16 protein-coding genes are annotated in these 15,738 nt (G+C 73.1%); 13 read left to right on the forward strand and 3 right to left on the reverse strand.

The genetic code is table 11. The features are described 5' to 3' along the window. Positions 1–2: 2 nt before the first annotated feature. The 10 genes from KF737_RS05755 to KF737_RS05800 all read left to right on the forward strand — a co-directional run bounded on the left by KF737_RS05755 (position 3) and on the right by KF737_RS05800 (position 8,529). Complete coding sequence (locus KF737_RS05755; protein ID WP_296451358.1) at positions 3–458, forward strand: VOC family protein; 456 nt, start codon at positions 3–5, stop codon at positions 456–458. Continuing rightward, positions 455–808, forward strand: a complete 354-nt coding sequence (locus KF737_RS05760; protein WP_296451360.1) for a helix-turn-helix transcriptional regulator — start codon at positions 455–457, stop codon at positions 806–808. Before KF737_RS05755 ends, KF737_RS05760 begins: the two co-directional genes overlap by 4 nt. After that, positions 805–1,272, forward strand: a complete 468-nt coding sequence (locus KF737_RS05765) for an SRPBCC domain-containing protein (RefSeq protein WP_296451363.1) — start codon at positions 805–807, stop codon at positions 1,270–1,272. The genes KF737_RS05760 and KF737_RS05765 overlap by 4 nt, the downstream gene beginning before the upstream one ends. 54 nt (positions 1,273–1,326) lie before the next feature. Further along, positions 1,327–2,604, forward strand: coding sequence for a TCR/Tet family MFS transporter (locus KF737_RS05770; RefSeq protein WP_296451367.1), 1,278 nt, complete (start codon positions 1,327–1,329; stop codon positions 2,602–2,604). Then, positions 2,601–3,857: a TCR/Tet family MFS transporter gene (locus KF737_RS05775; protein WP_296451370.1), complete on the forward strand. Its 1,257-nt coding sequence runs from the start codon at positions 2,601–2,603 to the stop codon at positions 3,855–3,857. The genes KF737_RS05770 and KF737_RS05775 overlap by 4 nt, the downstream gene beginning before the upstream one ends. 113 nt (positions 3,858–3,970) lie before the next feature. Further along, positions 3,971–5,365 (forward strand): trypsin-like peptidase domain-containing protein, encoded by a 1,395-nt coding sequence (locus tag KF737_RS05780; protein WP_296451373.1) that lies wholly within the window; start codon positions 3,971–3,973, stop codon positions 5,363–5,365. A gap of 23 nt (positions 5,366–5,388) precedes the next feature. Then, entirely contained in the window at positions 5,389–6,693 is a 1,305-nt protein-coding gene (locus KF737_RS05785; RefSeq protein ID WP_296451376.1) for a replication-associated recombination protein A, read from the forward strand. Positions 6,694–6,765: 72 nt separating this feature from the next. Further along, entirely contained in the window at positions 6,766–7,212 is a 447-nt protein-coding gene (locus KF737_RS05790) for a hypothetical protein (protein ID WP_296451381.1), read from the forward strand. A 10-nt stretch (positions 7,213–7,222) separates the two neighbouring features. Further along, on the forward strand, positions 7,223–7,954 hold the full coding sequence (locus KF737_RS05795) for an RluA family pseudouridine synthase (RefSeq protein ID WP_296451384.1): 732 nt from the start codon (positions 7,223–7,225) through the stop codon (positions 7,952–7,954). 80 nt (positions 7,955–8,034) lie between these two features. Further along, positions 8,035–8,529 (forward strand): hypothetical protein, encoded by a 495-nt coding sequence (locus KF737_RS05800; RefSeq protein WP_296451387.1) that lies wholly within the window; start codon positions 8,035–8,037, stop codon positions 8,527–8,529. 262 nt (positions 8,530–8,791) lie between these two features. On the opposite strand, the gene KF737_RS05805 is transcribed toward KF737_RS05800, so the two are convergent. After that, positions 8,792–10,018: a hypothetical protein gene (locus KF737_RS05805; RefSeq protein WP_296451390.1), complete on the reverse strand. Its 1,227-nt coding sequence runs from the start codon at positions 10,016–10,018 to the stop codon at positions 8,792–8,794. A gap of 56 nt (positions 10,019–10,074) precedes the next feature. On the opposite strand from KF737_RS05805, the gene crcB reads away from it, so the two are divergent. From crcB to KF737_RS05820, 3 genes are read left to right on the forward strand one after another with little or no spacing between them, the layout of a single operon-like run. Then, a complete protein-coding gene (gene crcB / locus KF737_RS05810; protein WP_296451395.1) occupies positions 10,075–10,458 on the forward strand; it encodes a fluoride efflux transporter CrcB in 384 nt (127 codons plus the stop codon). Then, the gene (locus tag KF737_RS05815) at positions 10,455–11,432 is read left to right on the forward strand and encodes an RluA family pseudouridine synthase (RefSeq protein ID WP_296451400.1); all 978 of its coding nucleotides are present in this window, start codon (positions 10,455–10,457) and stop codon (positions 11,430–11,432) included. The genes crcB and KF737_RS05815 overlap by 4 nt, the downstream gene beginning before the upstream one ends. Further along, complete coding sequence (locus tag KF737_RS05820) at positions 11,429–12,925, forward strand: putative 2OG-Fe(II) oxygenase (RefSeq protein WP_296451403.1); 1,497 nt, start codon at positions 11,429–11,431, stop codon at positions 12,923–12,925. Before KF737_RS05815 ends, KF737_RS05820 begins: the two co-directional genes overlap by 4 nt. Before the next feature lie 161 nt (positions 12,926–13,086). On the opposite strand, the gene KF737_RS05825 is transcribed toward KF737_RS05820, so the two are convergent. Further along, positions 13,087–14,274: a DUF1501 domain-containing protein gene (locus tag KF737_RS05825; RefSeq protein ID WP_296451406.1), complete on the reverse strand. Its 1,188-nt coding sequence runs from the start codon at positions 14,272–14,274 to the stop codon at positions 13,087–13,089. Then, entirely contained in the window at positions 14,271–15,716 is a 1,446-nt protein-coding gene (locus KF737_RS05830; protein WP_296451410.1) for a DUF1800 domain-containing protein, read from the reverse strand. Before KF737_RS05830 ends, KF737_RS05825 begins: the two co-directional genes overlap by 4 nt. Positions 15,717–15,738: the final 22 nt, after the last annotated feature.

The following is a 15,738-nucleotide window of genomic DNA, read 5'->3' on the forward strand; positions in this document are numbered from 1 at the left end:
CCATGGCCGATTGGCGCGGACCCCTGATCCCGGCGATCTGCTATCGCGATCCCAAGGCGGCCCTGAGGTTCCTGGAGGCGGCCTTCGGCTTCGAGCTCTTCATGCTGATCGAGGACGCCGAGGGGAACCTCGTCCACTCCGAGATGCGATACGGCGCCGGCGCGGTGATGATCGGCCACGAGTGGAGCGACGACCACAAGAGCCCGGCTTCGGTCGGCGGCAAGAACACCCAGACCGTGCATATCGGCGTCGACGCCGACATCGACGGCCACTGCGAGCGCGCGCGGGCGGCGGGCTTCGAGATCCTGATGGAGCCCGAGACGCAGTTCTACGGCGACCGCACCTATCGCTGCCGCGATCCCGAGGGGCACATCTGGACGGTCGGCCAGACCGTGCGGGAGGTCAGCCGCGAGGAGGCCGAGGACGCCAGCGGCCTGAAGATCACGGGGTGGGTGTGAGCGCGCCGGCCCGCCGGATCGACGACACCCTGGCGGCCCTGGCCGATCCGACCCGGCGGCGCGTGGTCGACCTCTTGGCGGAGCGGCCGCGTGCGGCGGGCGAACTGGCGCGCGAGACCGGCATGTCGGCCCCGGCCATGAGCCGCCACCTGAAGACCCTGCGCGCCAGCGGGCTCGTGGAGGAATCGCATCCCGAGTTCGACGCGCGCGTGCGCATCTATGCCCTGAGGCCCGAACCGATGGTCCACCTGCTGCGCTGGCTGGAGGAGAGCGAGCGGCTCTGGAGCGCCCAGCTCCTGGCGTTCAAGGCCCATCTCGAGAAGGGCGCCGAAGGCGTGCGCGGGGAATGACCTCGAAGGTCTACGTCGCGCTCCGCGTGAAGGCGACGCCCGAGCGGGCGTTCGCCGCCTTCACCGGGGAGATCGGCCAGTGGTGGCAGGCGAGCCCGCTGTTCGAGACGACGCCGCGGCCGGGAACGCTCTCGTTCGAGCCGGGGCCGGAGGGCCGGCTCATCGAGACGCGGGCCGGCGGCAAGGTGTTCGAGATCGGCCGCGTCCGCGCCTGGGAGCCACCGGATCGACTGGTTTTCTCCTGGCGGCAGGCGAACTTCCCGCCCGATCTTCACACCGAGGTCGAGGTGCGCTTCGAGGCGGTCGGCGAGGAGACCCGCGTCAGCATCGAGCATCGCGGTTTCGACCAGGTCCCGGCGGACAGCGCCGCGCGGCACCGCTTCCCCGACGCCGTCCTGCTGGCCCGGCTGGCCGAATACTGGCAGGCGCAGATCCGGTCGCTGGGCGGGCGCGCGACCAGATAACGCAGTTGCGCCAGTTCTTGCTTTGTTTCATCCTGCGCGCCGAGGGGAGAGATGATGTCCGAAGGTCGTCCGGCAGGCGCGGGTGAGCGCGGTCGCCGCTCGCTCGTGGGCGGGCGCGCGGCCGTCGGCTTCGTGCTGGTCAGCGTCTGGCTCGACGTGCTGTCGCTGGGCGTGATCATCCCGGTCTACGCGCCGCTGGTGCAGCAGTTCGAGGGCGGCGACCCCAGCGCCGCGGCGCGCTGGAACGGCGTCCTTTCCACGCTCTGGGCGGCGTCGCAGTTCATCGCCGCGCCGGTGCTGGGCGCGCTGTCCGACCGGTTCGGGCGGCGGCCCGTGCTGCTGATCTCGCTGTTCGGCCTGGCGCTGGACTACCTCGTCATGGTGGTCGCGCCGAACCTCTGGTGGCTGGTGGTCACCCGGATCGTCGCGGGGCTGACGGCGGGCGGCATGGGCGCGGCCAACGCCTACATCGCCGACGTGACGCCGCCCGAGAAGCGCGCGCAGACCTTCGGGCTGATCGGCGCGGCCTGGGGCGTCGGCTTCATCGTGGGGCCGGCCATCGGCGGCTTCCTGGCGCACAACTGGGGCCTGCGCGCGCCCTTCGTCGGCGCCGGCGCGCTGACCCTGCTGGGCGTGGTCTACGGTTTCTTCGTGCTGCCCGAGTCGCTCAAGCCCGAGAACCGGGCCGCCTTCGACTGGAGGAAGGCCAACCCCGTCGGCTCGCTGACCTTCCTGGCGCGGCATCGCGAGGTGCTGCCGCTCTCGATGATGAACCTGCTGCTGCAGACGGCGCACTATGTGCTGCCGACGATCTTCGTGCTCTACGCTTCCAACCGCTACGGCTGGACGCCGGACATGACCGGCTACGCCCTGGCGCTGACGGGGATCTGCAACGTCGTCGTGCAGGGGGTGCTGGTGAAGCCGGTGGTGGCGAAGATCGGCGAGTGGGGCGCGGTGCTCGCGGGCCTGGCCTTCGGCGGCCTGGGCTTCGCGATCTACGGCATGGCGCCGACCGGCTGGCTGTTCCTGGCGGGGACGCCCGTGTTCGGGCTGATCGGCCTCTTCGGCCCCGGCTTCCAGGGCCTCGTCACCCGTCGCGTGGCCGCGTCCGAGCAGGGCCGCCTGCAGGGCGCGAACGCCAGCGCCGCGGGGCTGGCCGGGATCGTCGCGCCCACGCTGTTCGGCTTCACCTACGCCTGGTACGTCACGCCCGGTCACCCGCAGGTCCCGGGCTCGGCCTTCTTCCTGGCGGCGGGCCTGCACGCCATCGCCGTCTGCATCGCGATCACGGTCATGGTCCGTGCGCCCCGTTCGACCGGAGCCCCGGCATGACCGACGCCGCCACACCGTCCACGACGCCCTCCGGAGGCCGGCAGGCCGGCTTCGGCTTCATCTTCGCGCTCGCGCTGATGAACGCGGTGTCGTTCGGGATCATGATCCCGATCCTGCCGCAGCTCGTGCGCGAGCTGGCGGGCGGCGACACCGCCGCAGCCTCGGAGTGGACGGTGGTGTTCGCCGTCACCTGGGGGATCATGCAGTTCTTCTGCGGCCCGTTGCTGGGCATGCTGTCCGACCGGATCGGGCGGCGGCCGGTGCTTTTGCTGTCGCTGTTCGGCCTGGCGCTCGACTTCCTGTTCATGGCGTTTGCGCCGACGCTCTGGTGGCTCCTGCTGGGGCGCATCCTGAACGGCGCGACGGCGGCCAGCTTCTCGACCGCCAGCGCCTACCTCGCCGACGTCACCCCGCCCGAGCGGCGCGCCAAGGTGTTCGGCTGGATGGGCTCGGCCTTCTCGTTCGGCTTCATCATGGGACCGACCATCGGCGGCTTCCTGGGGCAGGGCGACCTGCGCGTGCCCTTCCTGGCGGCGGCCGGCCTGACGGCGGTCAACTGGCTCTACGGCTTCTTCGTGCTGCCGGAATCGCTGCCGCCCGAGAAGCGCGCGACGTCGTTCGACTGGGGCCGGGCCAACCCGGTGGGCTCGCTGCGCCTGCTGCGCTCGCGGATGGGGCTGCTGCCGCTGGCGGGCGTGGGCTTCCTCTTCCAGTTCGCCCACACGGTGCTGCCCACCGTCTTCGTGCTCTACACGACCTACCGCTACCACTGGGACTCGCGCACGCTGGGCCTGACCTTCCTGCTGACGGGCGTGCTGGGGGTGATCGTCTCGATGTTCCTGGTGGGTCCGACCGTCGCGCGGATCGGCGAGCGGCGGACGCTGCTGCTCGGGCTCGCGGCGACGGCGTTCGGCTTCGCCTGGTACGGCTGGGCCGACACCGGCTGGCTCTACCTGCTGGGCGCGCCGGTCTTCGCGCTGTCGGGCTTCATCATGCCGGGGCTGCAGGGGTTGATGACGCGCCGCGTGCAGCCGCACGAGCAGGGCCAGCTCCAGGGCGCGAACCAGAGCCTGATGGGCATCGGCTCGATCCTCGGCCCGGCGCTGTTCGGCGAGGCCTTCGCCCGGGCGCTCCGGGGCGGCCACCCGCCGGGCCTGCCGATCTACCTGGCCTCGGGCCTGCTGGTCGCCGCGCTCTCCCTGGCCTTCGCCGCCGCCCGCGCGCCGGCGTCGGCCCCCCAGCCGGCGGAGTAGGGGACCGGCCGTCCGCCGCGCGCCAGAAGCCACCTGACGAACCGCATCGGGTCCGCCATCATTGCGCCGGAAACGTCCTTAGCTTCAGCCGTCCTCGTCGGAGACAGACTCTCTTGCCCGCGTCACGCCTGCTGATCCCCGCTCTCGCGCTTTCGCTGCTCGCCTCGGCCGGCCACGCCCAGCCGTTCGACGGCCGTGTCCCGCCGGAAAGCGCGGTGGCCATGAAGTCGTCGTTCGCGCCGATCGTGCGGCGCACGGCGCCCGCGGTGGTGAACATCTCGGCCAAGCGGATGGTGCGCCAGCAGACCGACCCGTTCTGGCAGCTCTTCGGCCTGGGCGTGCCGCAGAACCGGGTGGCCCAGTCGCTGGGCTCGGGCGTGATCGTGCGGCCCGACGGCATCGTCGTCACCAACAACCACGTGGTCGAGGGCGGGCAGGAGATCACCGTCGCGCTGAACGACCGCCGCGAGTTCCCCGCCCGCGTGCTGCTGGCCGACCCGCGCACCGACCTGGCGATCCTGAAGATCGACGTGGGGACCGAGCGCCTGCCGACCCTGCAACTGAACGAGACTGCCGACACCCAGGTGGGCGACCTGGTACTGGCCATCGGCGACCCCTTCGGCGTCGGCCAGACCGTCACGAACGGCATCGTCTCGGCGCTCAACCGCACCACCGACCCGTCCGGCGAGGCCGGCAGCGCCTACATCCAGACCGACGCGGCCATCAACCCGGGCAACTCCGGCGGCGCGCTGGTCGACATGGACGGCGAGCTGATCGGGGTGAACAGCTTCATCCTCTCGCGCTCCGGCACCTCGTCGGGCGTGGGCTTCGCGATCCCGGCGGCGGTGGTGCGGCGCGTGGTCGACACCGCAGTCGGCGGCGGCCAGCGGGTGGTGCGGCCCTGGTTCGGCGCGCGGACCCAGAGCGTGAACTCCGAGATGGCCCGGAGCCTGGGCCTGGCCCTGCCGCAGGGCGCGATGGTGGCCGACCTCTGGCCCGGCGGCGCGGCGTCGCGCGCGGGCCTGCGCCAGGGCGACGTGGTGCTGCAGGCCGACGGCCAGCGGATCGTCGACGCGCCGGCGCTGAGCTACCTGATCAACACCCACAAGCCGGGCGACTCCATCCCGCTGCTGGTCCGCCGCGCCAACGGCAAGGACGAGACCCTGACCCTGCGCGCCGAGCCGCCGCCGGCCACGCCCGCCCGCGACGAGCGCACCCTGAGCGGCCGCAACCCGTTCGACAGCGCCACGGTGGTGAACCTGAGCCCCGCCGTGGCCACCGAGCTCGGCATCGACGCCTTCACCGGCCCGGGCGTGCTGGTCACGGGGATCGGCGGCGGCCTGGCCCGCGGCGCGGGCCTCAGGCCCGGCGACATCGTGCGCGAGGTGAACGGCCAGAAGATCGGCGCGGTGCGGGACCTCGCCGCGGCGCTGTCGCAGGCCTCGCCCGTCTGGCGCATCACGCTGGAGCGGAACGGGCAGACGATCACGGGCACGTTCCGGAGCTGAGCGGCATCTGGTAAGCCCGCGGCATGGCCGACCTCTTCGAAGCCGCGGGCCTGACCCCGTCGCAGCCGTCGCCGCTGGCCGACCGCCTGCGGCCGCAGAAGCTCGACGAGGTGGTGGGCCAGGACCACCTGCTGGGCCCGGAGGGGCCGATCCGGCGGATGGCCGAGGCGCGCAGGCTGTCGTCGATGATCCTCTGGGGGCCGCCCGGCACCGGCAAGACCACCATCGCGCGCCTGCTGGCCAAGGAGGCCGGCTACGAGTTCCAGCAGCTTTCGGCGGTGTTCTCCGGCGTGGCCGACCTGAAGAAGGCGTTCGAGCAGGCGCGCGTGCGCCGTTCGGCCGGCCAGGCGACGCTGCTGTTCGTGGACGAGATCCACCGCTTCAACCGCGCCCAGCAGGACGGCTTCCTGCCGTTCGTCGAGGAGGGGATCGTCACCCTCGTCGGCGCCACGACCGAGAACCCGAGCTTCGAGCTGAACGGGGCGCTGCTGTCGCGCAGCCAGGTCTATGTGCTGAAGCGCCTGGACGGCGAGGCGCTGGAGGCGCTGCTCGGCAAGGCCGAGGCGCATGAGGGCCGGGCGCTGCCGCTGGAGCCGGAGGCGCGGGCCGCGCTGATGGCCATGGCCGACGGCGACGGGCGCTACCTGCTGACCCTGGCCGAGACGCTGTTCAACATCGGCTCGGCGAAGCCGCTGGACACCAAGGCGCTGGGCCAGATCCTGCAGAAGCGCAGCCCCGCCTACGACAAGGACCGCGAGGAGCACTACAACCTCATCTCGGCGCTGCATAAGTCGATCCGCGGCTCGGACCCGGACGCGGCGCTCTACTGGCTGGCGCGCATGCTGGCCGGCGGCGAGGACCCGCTGTTCGTGGCGCGCCGCCTGATCCGCGCGGCGGCGGAGGACATCGGCGAGGCCGACCCGACGGCGCTCATCCTCGCCAACGCCGCCAAGGACACCTACGACTTCCTGGGCAGCCCCGAGGGCGAGATCGCGCTCGCGCAGCTCACCGTCCACCTGGCGTGCGCGCCGAAGTCCAACGCGGTCTACATGGCCTACAGCGCCGCGATGAAGGCGGCGAAGGAGACCGGCTCGCTGATGCCGCCGGCCCACATCCGCAACGCGCCGACGAAGCTCATGAAGGACCTGGGCTACGGCAAGGGCTATCAGTACGACCACGACGCGCCCGAGGGCTTCTCCGGCCAGGACTACTTCCCCGACGAGATGCCGCGCCGCCAGTTCTACAAGCCCCGCGGCGAGGGGAACGAGGCGCGGGTCAAGGAGCGGCTCGAACGCTGGGCGGCGCTGCGCCGCGGCAAGGACGGTTGATTTCGTCGGACGTTGTTCGCCGGGCCGCCGCGGCCTAGGCTCGCCCGGAGACATCCTCGGTGAGGGACGACGATGACGACGGTCGAGACGGCGGCGGCCGTGAAGGCGCCGTGGTGGTTCTGGCTCGTGGCGGCGGTGGGGCTGCTGTGGAACGGCTTCGGCGCGTTCGACTACACCATGAGCCACGTGCAGGGCGAGGCGTACTACCGCGCGTCGGGCATGACCGACGCCCAGATCGCGTTCATGGCGACCTATCCGGCCTGGATGCACGGGGTCTGGGCGGTCGGGGTCTGGGGTTCGGCGCTGGGGGCGGTGCTCCTGCTGCTGCGCTCGCGCTGGGCGTTCCACGCCTTCGCCGTCTCGATGCTGGGCGCCATCGGCAACTGCGCGCACACCCTGGCCACGCCCGGCGCCGCCGAGGCGATGGGCGGACCGGTCTTCCCGGTCGTGATCGTCGTGATCTGCGGGGTCTTCATCTGGCTTTCGTGGGCGATGACGAAGCGGGGCGTCCTCCGCTAGAGGAGGGCCTGTGAAGCCGCCTGTCCCGATAGAGCTCAGCGCCGAGGAGGCCGCGTTCGTGCGCGGCCTCGTGCTCTACGAGGACGCCGAGGTGCTGGCGCTGGCCAAGCCGGCGGGGCTGTCGAGCCAGGGCGGGCGCGGGCAGGTCCATACGCTGGACGAACTGCTCTGGGCGTTCGCCAGGCCGGGGAAGGCGCGGCCGCGGCTGATCCACCGGCTGGACCGCGACACCTCGGGCGTCATCCTCACGGCCAAGACCAGGCCGGCCGCAGGTTTCCTCGGCAAGGCCTTGATGGCGCGGAAGTTCTCCAAGACCTACCACGCGATCGTCACCCCCGGCGCACCTGAGCCCAGGGGCGGGCGGATCGACCTGCCGCTGCGGCGCGTGGAGGAGGGGCGCGAGGCCTACATGCGCGTCTGCGAGCCGGGCCACCCGGACGCGGAGACGGCGGCCTCGCGGTACCGGACGCTGGGCGTCGGGCCGGGCGCGGCGCTGGTCGAGCTCGATCCGGAGACGGGGCGCATGCACCAGCTCCGCGTCCACATGGCCGCCGTCGGCCGCCCGATCGCCGGGGATCCGCGCTACGGCGGCGCGCTGGTGGTGGGCGGCCACGCCGTGCCGCGGCTGATGCTGCACGCCGCCGCGCTGACGTTCCCGCATCCGGCGGGGGGGCGCAAGCGCGTCGAGGCGCCTCGCCCGGCCGACATGGCGGCGCTGGCCGCCGCCCTTGACCTCGGCTGAGCGGAACGGGGGGCCATCTTGCCCGTTGTCGCGTATAAGCGTCGGAAGGGACTTATATTTCCGTTTGGGACGCCCTGACCATGAAGCGCCTTGTCCTGATCAGCCTCGCCGCCGCCGCGCTGGGCGCCTGCGAGACCGTGCCCACGACCTATCGACCCGCGCCGCCCGGCGCGCGCGACGCGGTCGGCTACAGCGAGTACCGGATCGAGCCCGGCCGCTACCGCATCACCTTCCGCGGCGGGCCGGGCGCGCCGCCCGAGCAGGTGTCGGACTATGCGCTGCTGCGCGCCGCCGACCTGGCGCTGAGCGAGGGCTACGACTGGTTCCGCGTCTCGGACCGCTTCATGGAGGGCCGGCCCGACAACGGCCCGCGGGTCAGCTTCGGCTTCGGCGGGGCCAGCATCGGGCGCCACACGGGCGTCGGCGTGGGCGTGGGCACGTCCAGCATGAGCCTGGGCGGCGGCCCGGCGGTCTCCAGCACCATCGAGGTGCTGATGGGCCGGGGCGAGCGCCCGCGCGGCGCCGACACCTACGACGCCCGCGGCATCCGCCAGAGCATCGGCCCGCGCACCTAGGCGACCGGCGCGGCTCTCCTCCTCTCTCCCCCGAACGTCATGGCCGGCCTTGTGCCGGCCATCCAGCTGGGACAGGCCCGGCCATGACGTTCAGGGAAGGGACGGAACCACGAACCCACACGAAGGCCCACGAACGCGCCGTGCCAACGGCGCGATCCGCGGCCCTCCCTGAAGCCTCGCAGAACGGACGCTTCAGCCCCACAGACGCGTTCGTGGGTCTTCGTGTTCGTTCGTGGTTCGAATCGGACGGGCTTCGCCCGCTCTAAGCCACCTGGCGCTGGCTCACGGTGTTGGGGGCGGCGCGCAGGCCGGCGTGGGTGAAGCCCGCGTCGTCGGCCATCTCGTAGTGCAGGCGCTCGGCGAGGCCCTGGGCGATCAGGGCCGGCGCCTTGCCGCGGATCTGGTGCGCCATCGCCCGCAGGACGGCGCCCAGGCGCGTGTCGGGCAGGCCGAGGTCGGCGAAGTCCACCGTCAGGCCGTTGAATCGCGCCCCGGCGATCGGCTCCAGCGCGTTGGCGCCGGGCTGCAGGCGGGCCACCACGCCGCGGGTCAGGCGCGCCACGAGGCTGACCACCTCGACGACGCGGCCGTTCGGGGCGCCGCGGTCGATGTCCACGAACTCCAGCATGACGCCCTGCCGCACGCGCTCGGGGGTCAGGCCCTCGATGTTGAGGAGCAGGTCGCGGCCCTTGCGCACGCCCATGGTGCGGAACGAGCAGGGGACGATCACCGGCGGCTGGGTGCGGGCGTCCTTGGGCGTGAAGAGCGCGGCGAAGGCCAGGCTCGCCCGGTCGATGGCGATCATGTCCTCGTCGGAGAGCTTGCGGAACTTCCGGGCCTGGATCGTCTCGCCGGTGGCGACGAAGGCGACGGTGGGCTCGACGCGCAGCACGGCGGTGACGCCGTGGCGCAGGTTCACGATGTGCTCCAGGGCGAAGGCGACTTCCAGGCGCTGGCCGTTGTGGGCGACGAAGCTGACGGGGTTGCGCGCCTTCTCGGCCTCGGGGCTGACCTGGCGCTGGTAGGGGTGGGCCGCCTCCTTCTCGCGGGCCACGGCGATGATCTCGGGGTCGAGGTCGGCGCAGACCAGTTCCTCGCCGTCGATGCGGCTGACGGCCTTGATGCGGATGTCCTTGCGCTCGGCCGCGCCCAGGAAGAACTCCAGCACCTCCTCCAGCACCTTCATGCCGACCGCCTGGGCGGCGATGCCGTCCTCGGTGGTCATGGCGACCAGCACGTCGGTGTCGTTGATGCGCTGATGGACGTCCTGGTAGCTCAGGTATTCGTTCAGCTTGCGGCCCAGGTAGCCCCAGACGTCGTCGCGCTTGCGCGCCCAGCGCTCGCCGGAAAGATCGCGGATCGCCTCGACGCTGAGGACGAAAACCGCGCCCCGCTCCAGCCGGTCCGAGCCCGACAGCCGTTCGAGCAGCGCCGTGGCGTCGGCGGCGGCGATGCGCGTCAGGGTCATGCCGGGGAGGGCGGCGCTCATGGCCGTCACCATCGCCGAAGGTGGCAAACGAAGTCTTGCCGGAGCATAAGCGCAGGATGTCGAATCTCCTCCTTGTGGCAGTGGGCGGCGCGTTTGGCGCGACGCTCCGCTATCTCCTGGGCGTCCAGGCGTTCCGGTCGCTCGGCTCCGGCTGGCCTTACGGAACTCTGATGGCCAACGTCCTCGGCGGCTTCGCGATGGGTGTGCTGGCCGGGGTGCTCGCCCTGCGCGGCGGCGCGGACCAGGAGCGCTGGCGGCTGTTGCTGGGCGTGGGCGTGCTCGGCGGCTTCACCACCTTCTCCGCCTACTCGCTGGAGGTGGCGCTGATGATCGAGCGGCGGGAGTGGGCTTCGGCCTTCGTCTACAGCCTGGGCTCGGTGGTCTTGTCCGTGAGCGCGCTTTTCCTCGGCCTCCTGCTCATGCGCAAGCTGCTGGCGTGAGGGAGGTCCGCACCCTCTACGTGGACAAGGGCGAGGAGGGCGTGCGCCTGGACCGCTGGTTCAAGCGCCGCTGGCCGCACCTGAACCACATCCAGATCCAGAAGCTGGCCCGCTCGGGCCAGATCCGCGTCGACGGCGCGCGGGCCAGGCCGGACACGCGGCTCTCGGCCGGATCGCAGGTGCGCGTGCCGCCGCTGCCCGACGCGCCGCGGCCCGAGGAGAAGGGCAGGCTGGCGCCCCGCGACATCGCCTATGCCAAGAGCCTGGTGATCTACGAGGACGAGGAGGTCCTGGCCCTGAACAAGCCCTCGGGCCTGGCGGTGCAGGGCGGCACGAAGACCAGCAAGCACGTCGACCGGCTGCTCTCGGCCTGGGGCGAGGGGCTGGAGCGGCCGCGGCTGGTCCACCGGCTGGACCGCGACACCTCGGGCGTGCTGGTGCTGGGCAAGACGCCGGGCGCGGCGGCGAAGCTGGCCGGCGCCTTCGCGCGGCGCCGCGCGGAGAAGATCTACTGGGCTATCGTCGCGGGCTTCCCGAAGCCGGGCGACGGCGTGCTGGACCTGCCGCTGGCCAAGAAGGGCGTCGGCGACCGCGAGATGATGGTCCCCGCCGACCCGAAGGACGAGCGCGCCGAGCAGGCCGAGACCGAGTTCGTCACCCTGGCGCGGGCCGGCCCGCGCGCCGCCTGGATGGCGCTCTGGCCGCACACCGGGCGCACGCACCAGCTCCGCGCCCACATGCTGGCCATGGGCCACCCGATCCTGGGCGACCCCAAGTACAACAGCGAGGCCTCGGCGGAGCTGTCCGAGGGGCTGAGGCTGCAACTGCACGCGCGGCGCCTGGTCCTGCCGCATCCGTCGCGCGGGACGCTCATGCTGGAGGCCCCGATCAGCCCCGAGCTGGCCGCCGGCTTCGAACGCTTCGGCTTCGACGAGCACGAGGCCGACCCCGAACCCTTCAAGAGGCGACGTTGACGACCGATCCGCTGGACCAGGCCAAGGCCCACCTCGACGCCGGACGGCTGGACGAGGCGCTGGCGATCACCGGCCCGCTGGCCGAGCGCGCCGACGCGCCGCACCGGGCGCTGGCCATGCATTCGACGGCGCTCAAGGGCGCCGGCCGGCGCGAGGAAGCGCTGGGCTTCGACATGCGCGCGGTGGCGCGCTTCGCCAACAGCGGCGTGGCCTGGCACAACCTCGCCGCCACCCTGGGCGACCTCGGCCGCGGCCGCGAGGCCGTGAAGGCGATGGGCGAGGCGTTCCTGCGCGGGATCGACGGGGCGCTGAGCTGGGGCGTGATGGCGCGCGCCCAGGCGGCGGCGGGCGACCTCGACCGGGCGGAACAGGCCTACCAGGAGACGCTGAAGCGGGCGCCGGCCCGCATCGAGACCGCCGCCGAGTACGCCGACGTGATCTGGATGCGCCGTGGCGACCTGGCGTCGGCCCAGGCGGTGCTGGACCGCGCGGCGCATGCGGGCGGCCCGCCCGCGCCGCTGCTGCTCGCCAAGGCCAAGCTCTACGCGGCGGCGGGCGAGCCGGAGAAGGGCGCGGACCTGCTGGCGCTGGCCGCCGACCGGATGCCCGACGACCCGGCGATCCAGATGGCCGCCGCCCAGGCGGCCCTGGAACGCGGCCGCCTCGCCGAGGCCGAGGCCCGCGCGCTCGCCGCCGAGACGCTGTTTCCCGACGGCCCGGGCGTGCTGAACCAGCTCGCCATCGTCTACCTGGCGCTGGGCAAGCCCGACCTGGCGCTGGCCAAGGCGCGCAAGGGCCTGGAGATCGCGCCCGAGGACCAGTCGCTGTGGGGCTGGGCCGCCACGGCCGCCCGTGCGGTGGGCGACCCGCTCTACAGCGAGCTCTACGACTACGACGCCATGGTCGGCGTCTACGACATCGCGCCGCCCGCGGGCTACGCGAGCCTGGACGCCTATCTCGCCGAGCTGACCGCCGCCCTGGACCGCATCCACCTCTACAACGAGCACCCGTCGGCCCAGTCGCTGCGCCACGGGAGCCAGACGACCTATCGCCTGACGGGCTCGGACGAGCCGGCGATCCAGGCGTTCTTCAAGGCGATCGACGCGCCGATCCGCCAACACATCGCCAGGATGGGCGAGGGGACCGACCCGGTGCGCCGCCGCCGCACCGGCGACTACCGGATCGAGGGCGCCTGGTCGGTGCGCCTGCGGCCCGGCGGCTTCCACATGGACCACTTCCACCCCGAGGGCTGGCTCAGCTCGGCCTTCTACGTGGAGACGCCGGACAGCGCGCTCGACAGCGCCGAGAAGCAGGGCTGGATCCGCTTCGGCCAGCCGCCCTTCAAGACCGTGCCCGTGCTGCCCGCCGAGCACCATGTGCGGCCGAAGCCCGGCCGGCTGGTGCTGTTCCCGTCGTACATGTGGCACGGCACCGTGCCCTTCACGACCGACGAACGCCGCCTGACGATCGCCTTCGACGCGGTTCCGGCCTGATCTTCCTCCCGCTTCGTGGGGGCGCGGAGCGCCGTCCATTCGACACCAAGCCCACCAAGCCCACCAAGGGGTCTGCGTCGACCTTGGCGCCCTTGGTGGGCTTGGTGGTTCAAATGGCGCCTGCGGCGCACTCGGCGTCGGAAGGCGAGTGAGCGCGCCGCTTACACCAGGCCCAGCAGCGGCCGCACGGCGGCGCTGTCGGGGAAGACGGTGGTGTCGAGGGCGCGGCGGTCCAGGCCCAGGTGGTCGGCCAGCAGGCCCTTCTCCAGGCTGCGCAGGTCGAGGGCGGGATAGACGTCGCGGTTCTCGAACAGGGCCTGCTGGCGCAGCGTCGGCCAGTCGCCGACGATGCCGCCGGGCTTCAGCGCGCCGCCGAGGACGAGGGCCGTCGAGCCGGTGCCATGGTCGGTGCCGCCGGTGCCGTTGACGCGGGCGGTGCGGCCGAACTCGGTGACCGCCAGGACCACCGTGTCCTTCCACATCGGACCGAGGCCGGTGTGCAGGCCGTCCACCAGGGCGTCGAGGGCGGCCAGGCGGTTGTTGAGCAGGCCGGCCTGGTTGGCGTGGGAGTCGAAGCCGTCCACCGAGACGGCCGCCAGTTGCGGGCCGCCGGGCGCCTTCAGGAAGCCGGCCAGCGCCTCGCCCATGCTGCGCGACGCCTCGCGGCCCGGGGCCGCCGCGGCGCGCATGCCCGCCATCTGCGGGCCGCCGCTGGCGCCGGTCTCCTGCGCCAGAGTCTCGGTGGCGAGGCCGCGCGCCAGGGCGGGGCCCAGCAGGGGGTCGTCGCGGTAGAGGTCCTGCAGCAGGGTGGGCAGGCGCGCGGCGGTGTCCACGGCGCGGCCGGGCGACCACGAGCCCGCCTGGGCCGGGCCGCGCAGGATCAGAGGCGCGGTGGCGCCCACCGAGATCGCCTCGACCTTGCCGGCCGCGGAAAGGGCGCCGACCGTGCGGTTCAGCCAGCCCGAGCTGGTGGTGTAGACGCCGCCGGCGCCGGTCTCCAGCACGTCCTGCGCCTCGAAGTGCGAGCGGGCGCGATCGGGGCTGGCGACGGCCGGCGCGATGCGGGCCTGGCCCGCCCTGGCCAGCGCGTGGATGGCGGTGAGCTGCGGGTGCAGCGCGAAGGTCCCGTCCAGCTTCAGGGCCTCGTCGCCCATGGCCAGCGCGCCGCGCAGCGCTCGGTAGTCGGGATCGCCGACCGGCGGCGCGACCGAGAGGCCGTCCATCCCGCCGCGGCAGATGACGACGACGAACTTCCGGTTCGCCGGCGTGGCGGCCTCGGCGACGCGGGCCAGGAAGGGGAGCGCGAGGCCGGCGGCGAAGGCGCGGCGGTTCAGGCTGAACGCGGTCATCGGCGCTGGAACTCCGGCGTCATGAGGAGGAGGGCCACCGCCTCGGGCCGCGACTCGGCGCGGCGGATGGCGGTGGCGGCGGCGGGCGAAAGGCGCGCGCCGAGGGTGGCGGCGGCCAGCGCATTGGGGTCCTGCACGTTCGGCCCGACGGCGGCGGCGAGCCCCTGCGCGAACTGCATGCGCTTCACGAGCGCGTCGGAGGCGGCCCAGGGGGCGGCCTCGTCGGGCCAGCCCTTGGGCGAGGGCGCGCCGAACGGGCGCTGGCCCAGGCCGCCCAGCGCCTGGTTCACCTGCGGGCCGAAGCGCGGCCCCTGCGGCGCGCCGCCGGTGGCGCGGTAGCTGGAGACGACGAACTCGTAGGGCGTCTTGAACTTGGCCGGCTGCGGCGCCCAGGCCTCCGGGGCGTCGACCAGGGCTTCCGCCACGCGGGCGAGGTCGCCGCCCGAGGCCAGCCAGGCCTTCTCCAGCCGTGCGACGAGGGCGGGCGGCGGGTCGTCGGCGACGAAGTGGCGGGCGATCTTCGTGCAGACGAAGCGGGCGGTCTGGGGCGCGGCGGCCAGGTCGGCGAGGATCGCGCCCGCCTGCTCCTTGCCGCCCGCGGCGTAGCGCTTGCCCATCACCGTGCGCGCGCCGGGCTCGTGCGCGGGCTGGCGGAAGACGACGAGCTCGGCCTGCGGCTCGTTCGGGCGGGCGAGGCTGAGGCCGGTCAGCGCGCGGGCGAACTCGGTGACGTCGGCCTGGGCGTAGCCGCCGTCGACGCCGACGGTGTGCAGCTCCAGGATCTCGCGGGCGAGGTTCTCGTTCAGGCCGGCGGGACGGGGCGGGGCGCCGTCGGCCTGCGGTCCGGCGCGGCGGCCGGCGAGCTGGGCGGCGCGGCTGTTCGGCCCGATCGACTGGGCCTGGTCGAGGTAGAGCAGCATGGCCGGGTGGGTCTCGACCGCGCCCAGCAGGTCGGCGAAGCGGCCGAAGACGTGCGGGCGGACGGCCTCGTTCTCGTAGGGGCCGACGAGGGTCGCGGTCTGGGCCTTGATGGCCGAGACGGTGAAGTGGTTGGCCCAGAAGAGCGCCCAGCGCTCGCGGAAGGCGGCGTCGGTGGTGGCGGCGAGGCGGGTGCGGGCGAGCACGTCCTGGCCGGCGTCCTGGCGGATGAACCGGCGGGTCGTCTCGACGGGGTCCTCGCCGGAGCCCTTGGCGTCGCCTCCTTTCGCCGCGCCGGCCCGGCGGGCCATCAGCCGCTCGCGGCGGAACTCGCGGTATTCGGCGAAGCGCTGGGCGGCGGTCTCGCCCCCGGTCGCGAAGGCCTCGGCGCCTTCGGCGCGGATCTGGGCCTTCAGCCAGCCGCGCGGATCGCCCGAGGCGGCGGCGATCTCGCCGGCCTTGGCGCCCAGGCCGAAGCGGGTGACGGCGATCGCGGCGTCGAGCTCACGTGGGTTGCCGGCCAAGCCGATCCTCCCTTGCGACGGA

Source organism: Phenylobacterium sp. (assembly GCF_019636135.1).
In the GTDB taxonomy this organism is placed as follows: domain Bacteria; phylum Pseudomonadota; class Alphaproteobacteria; order Caulobacterales; family Caulobacteraceae; genus Phenylobacterium.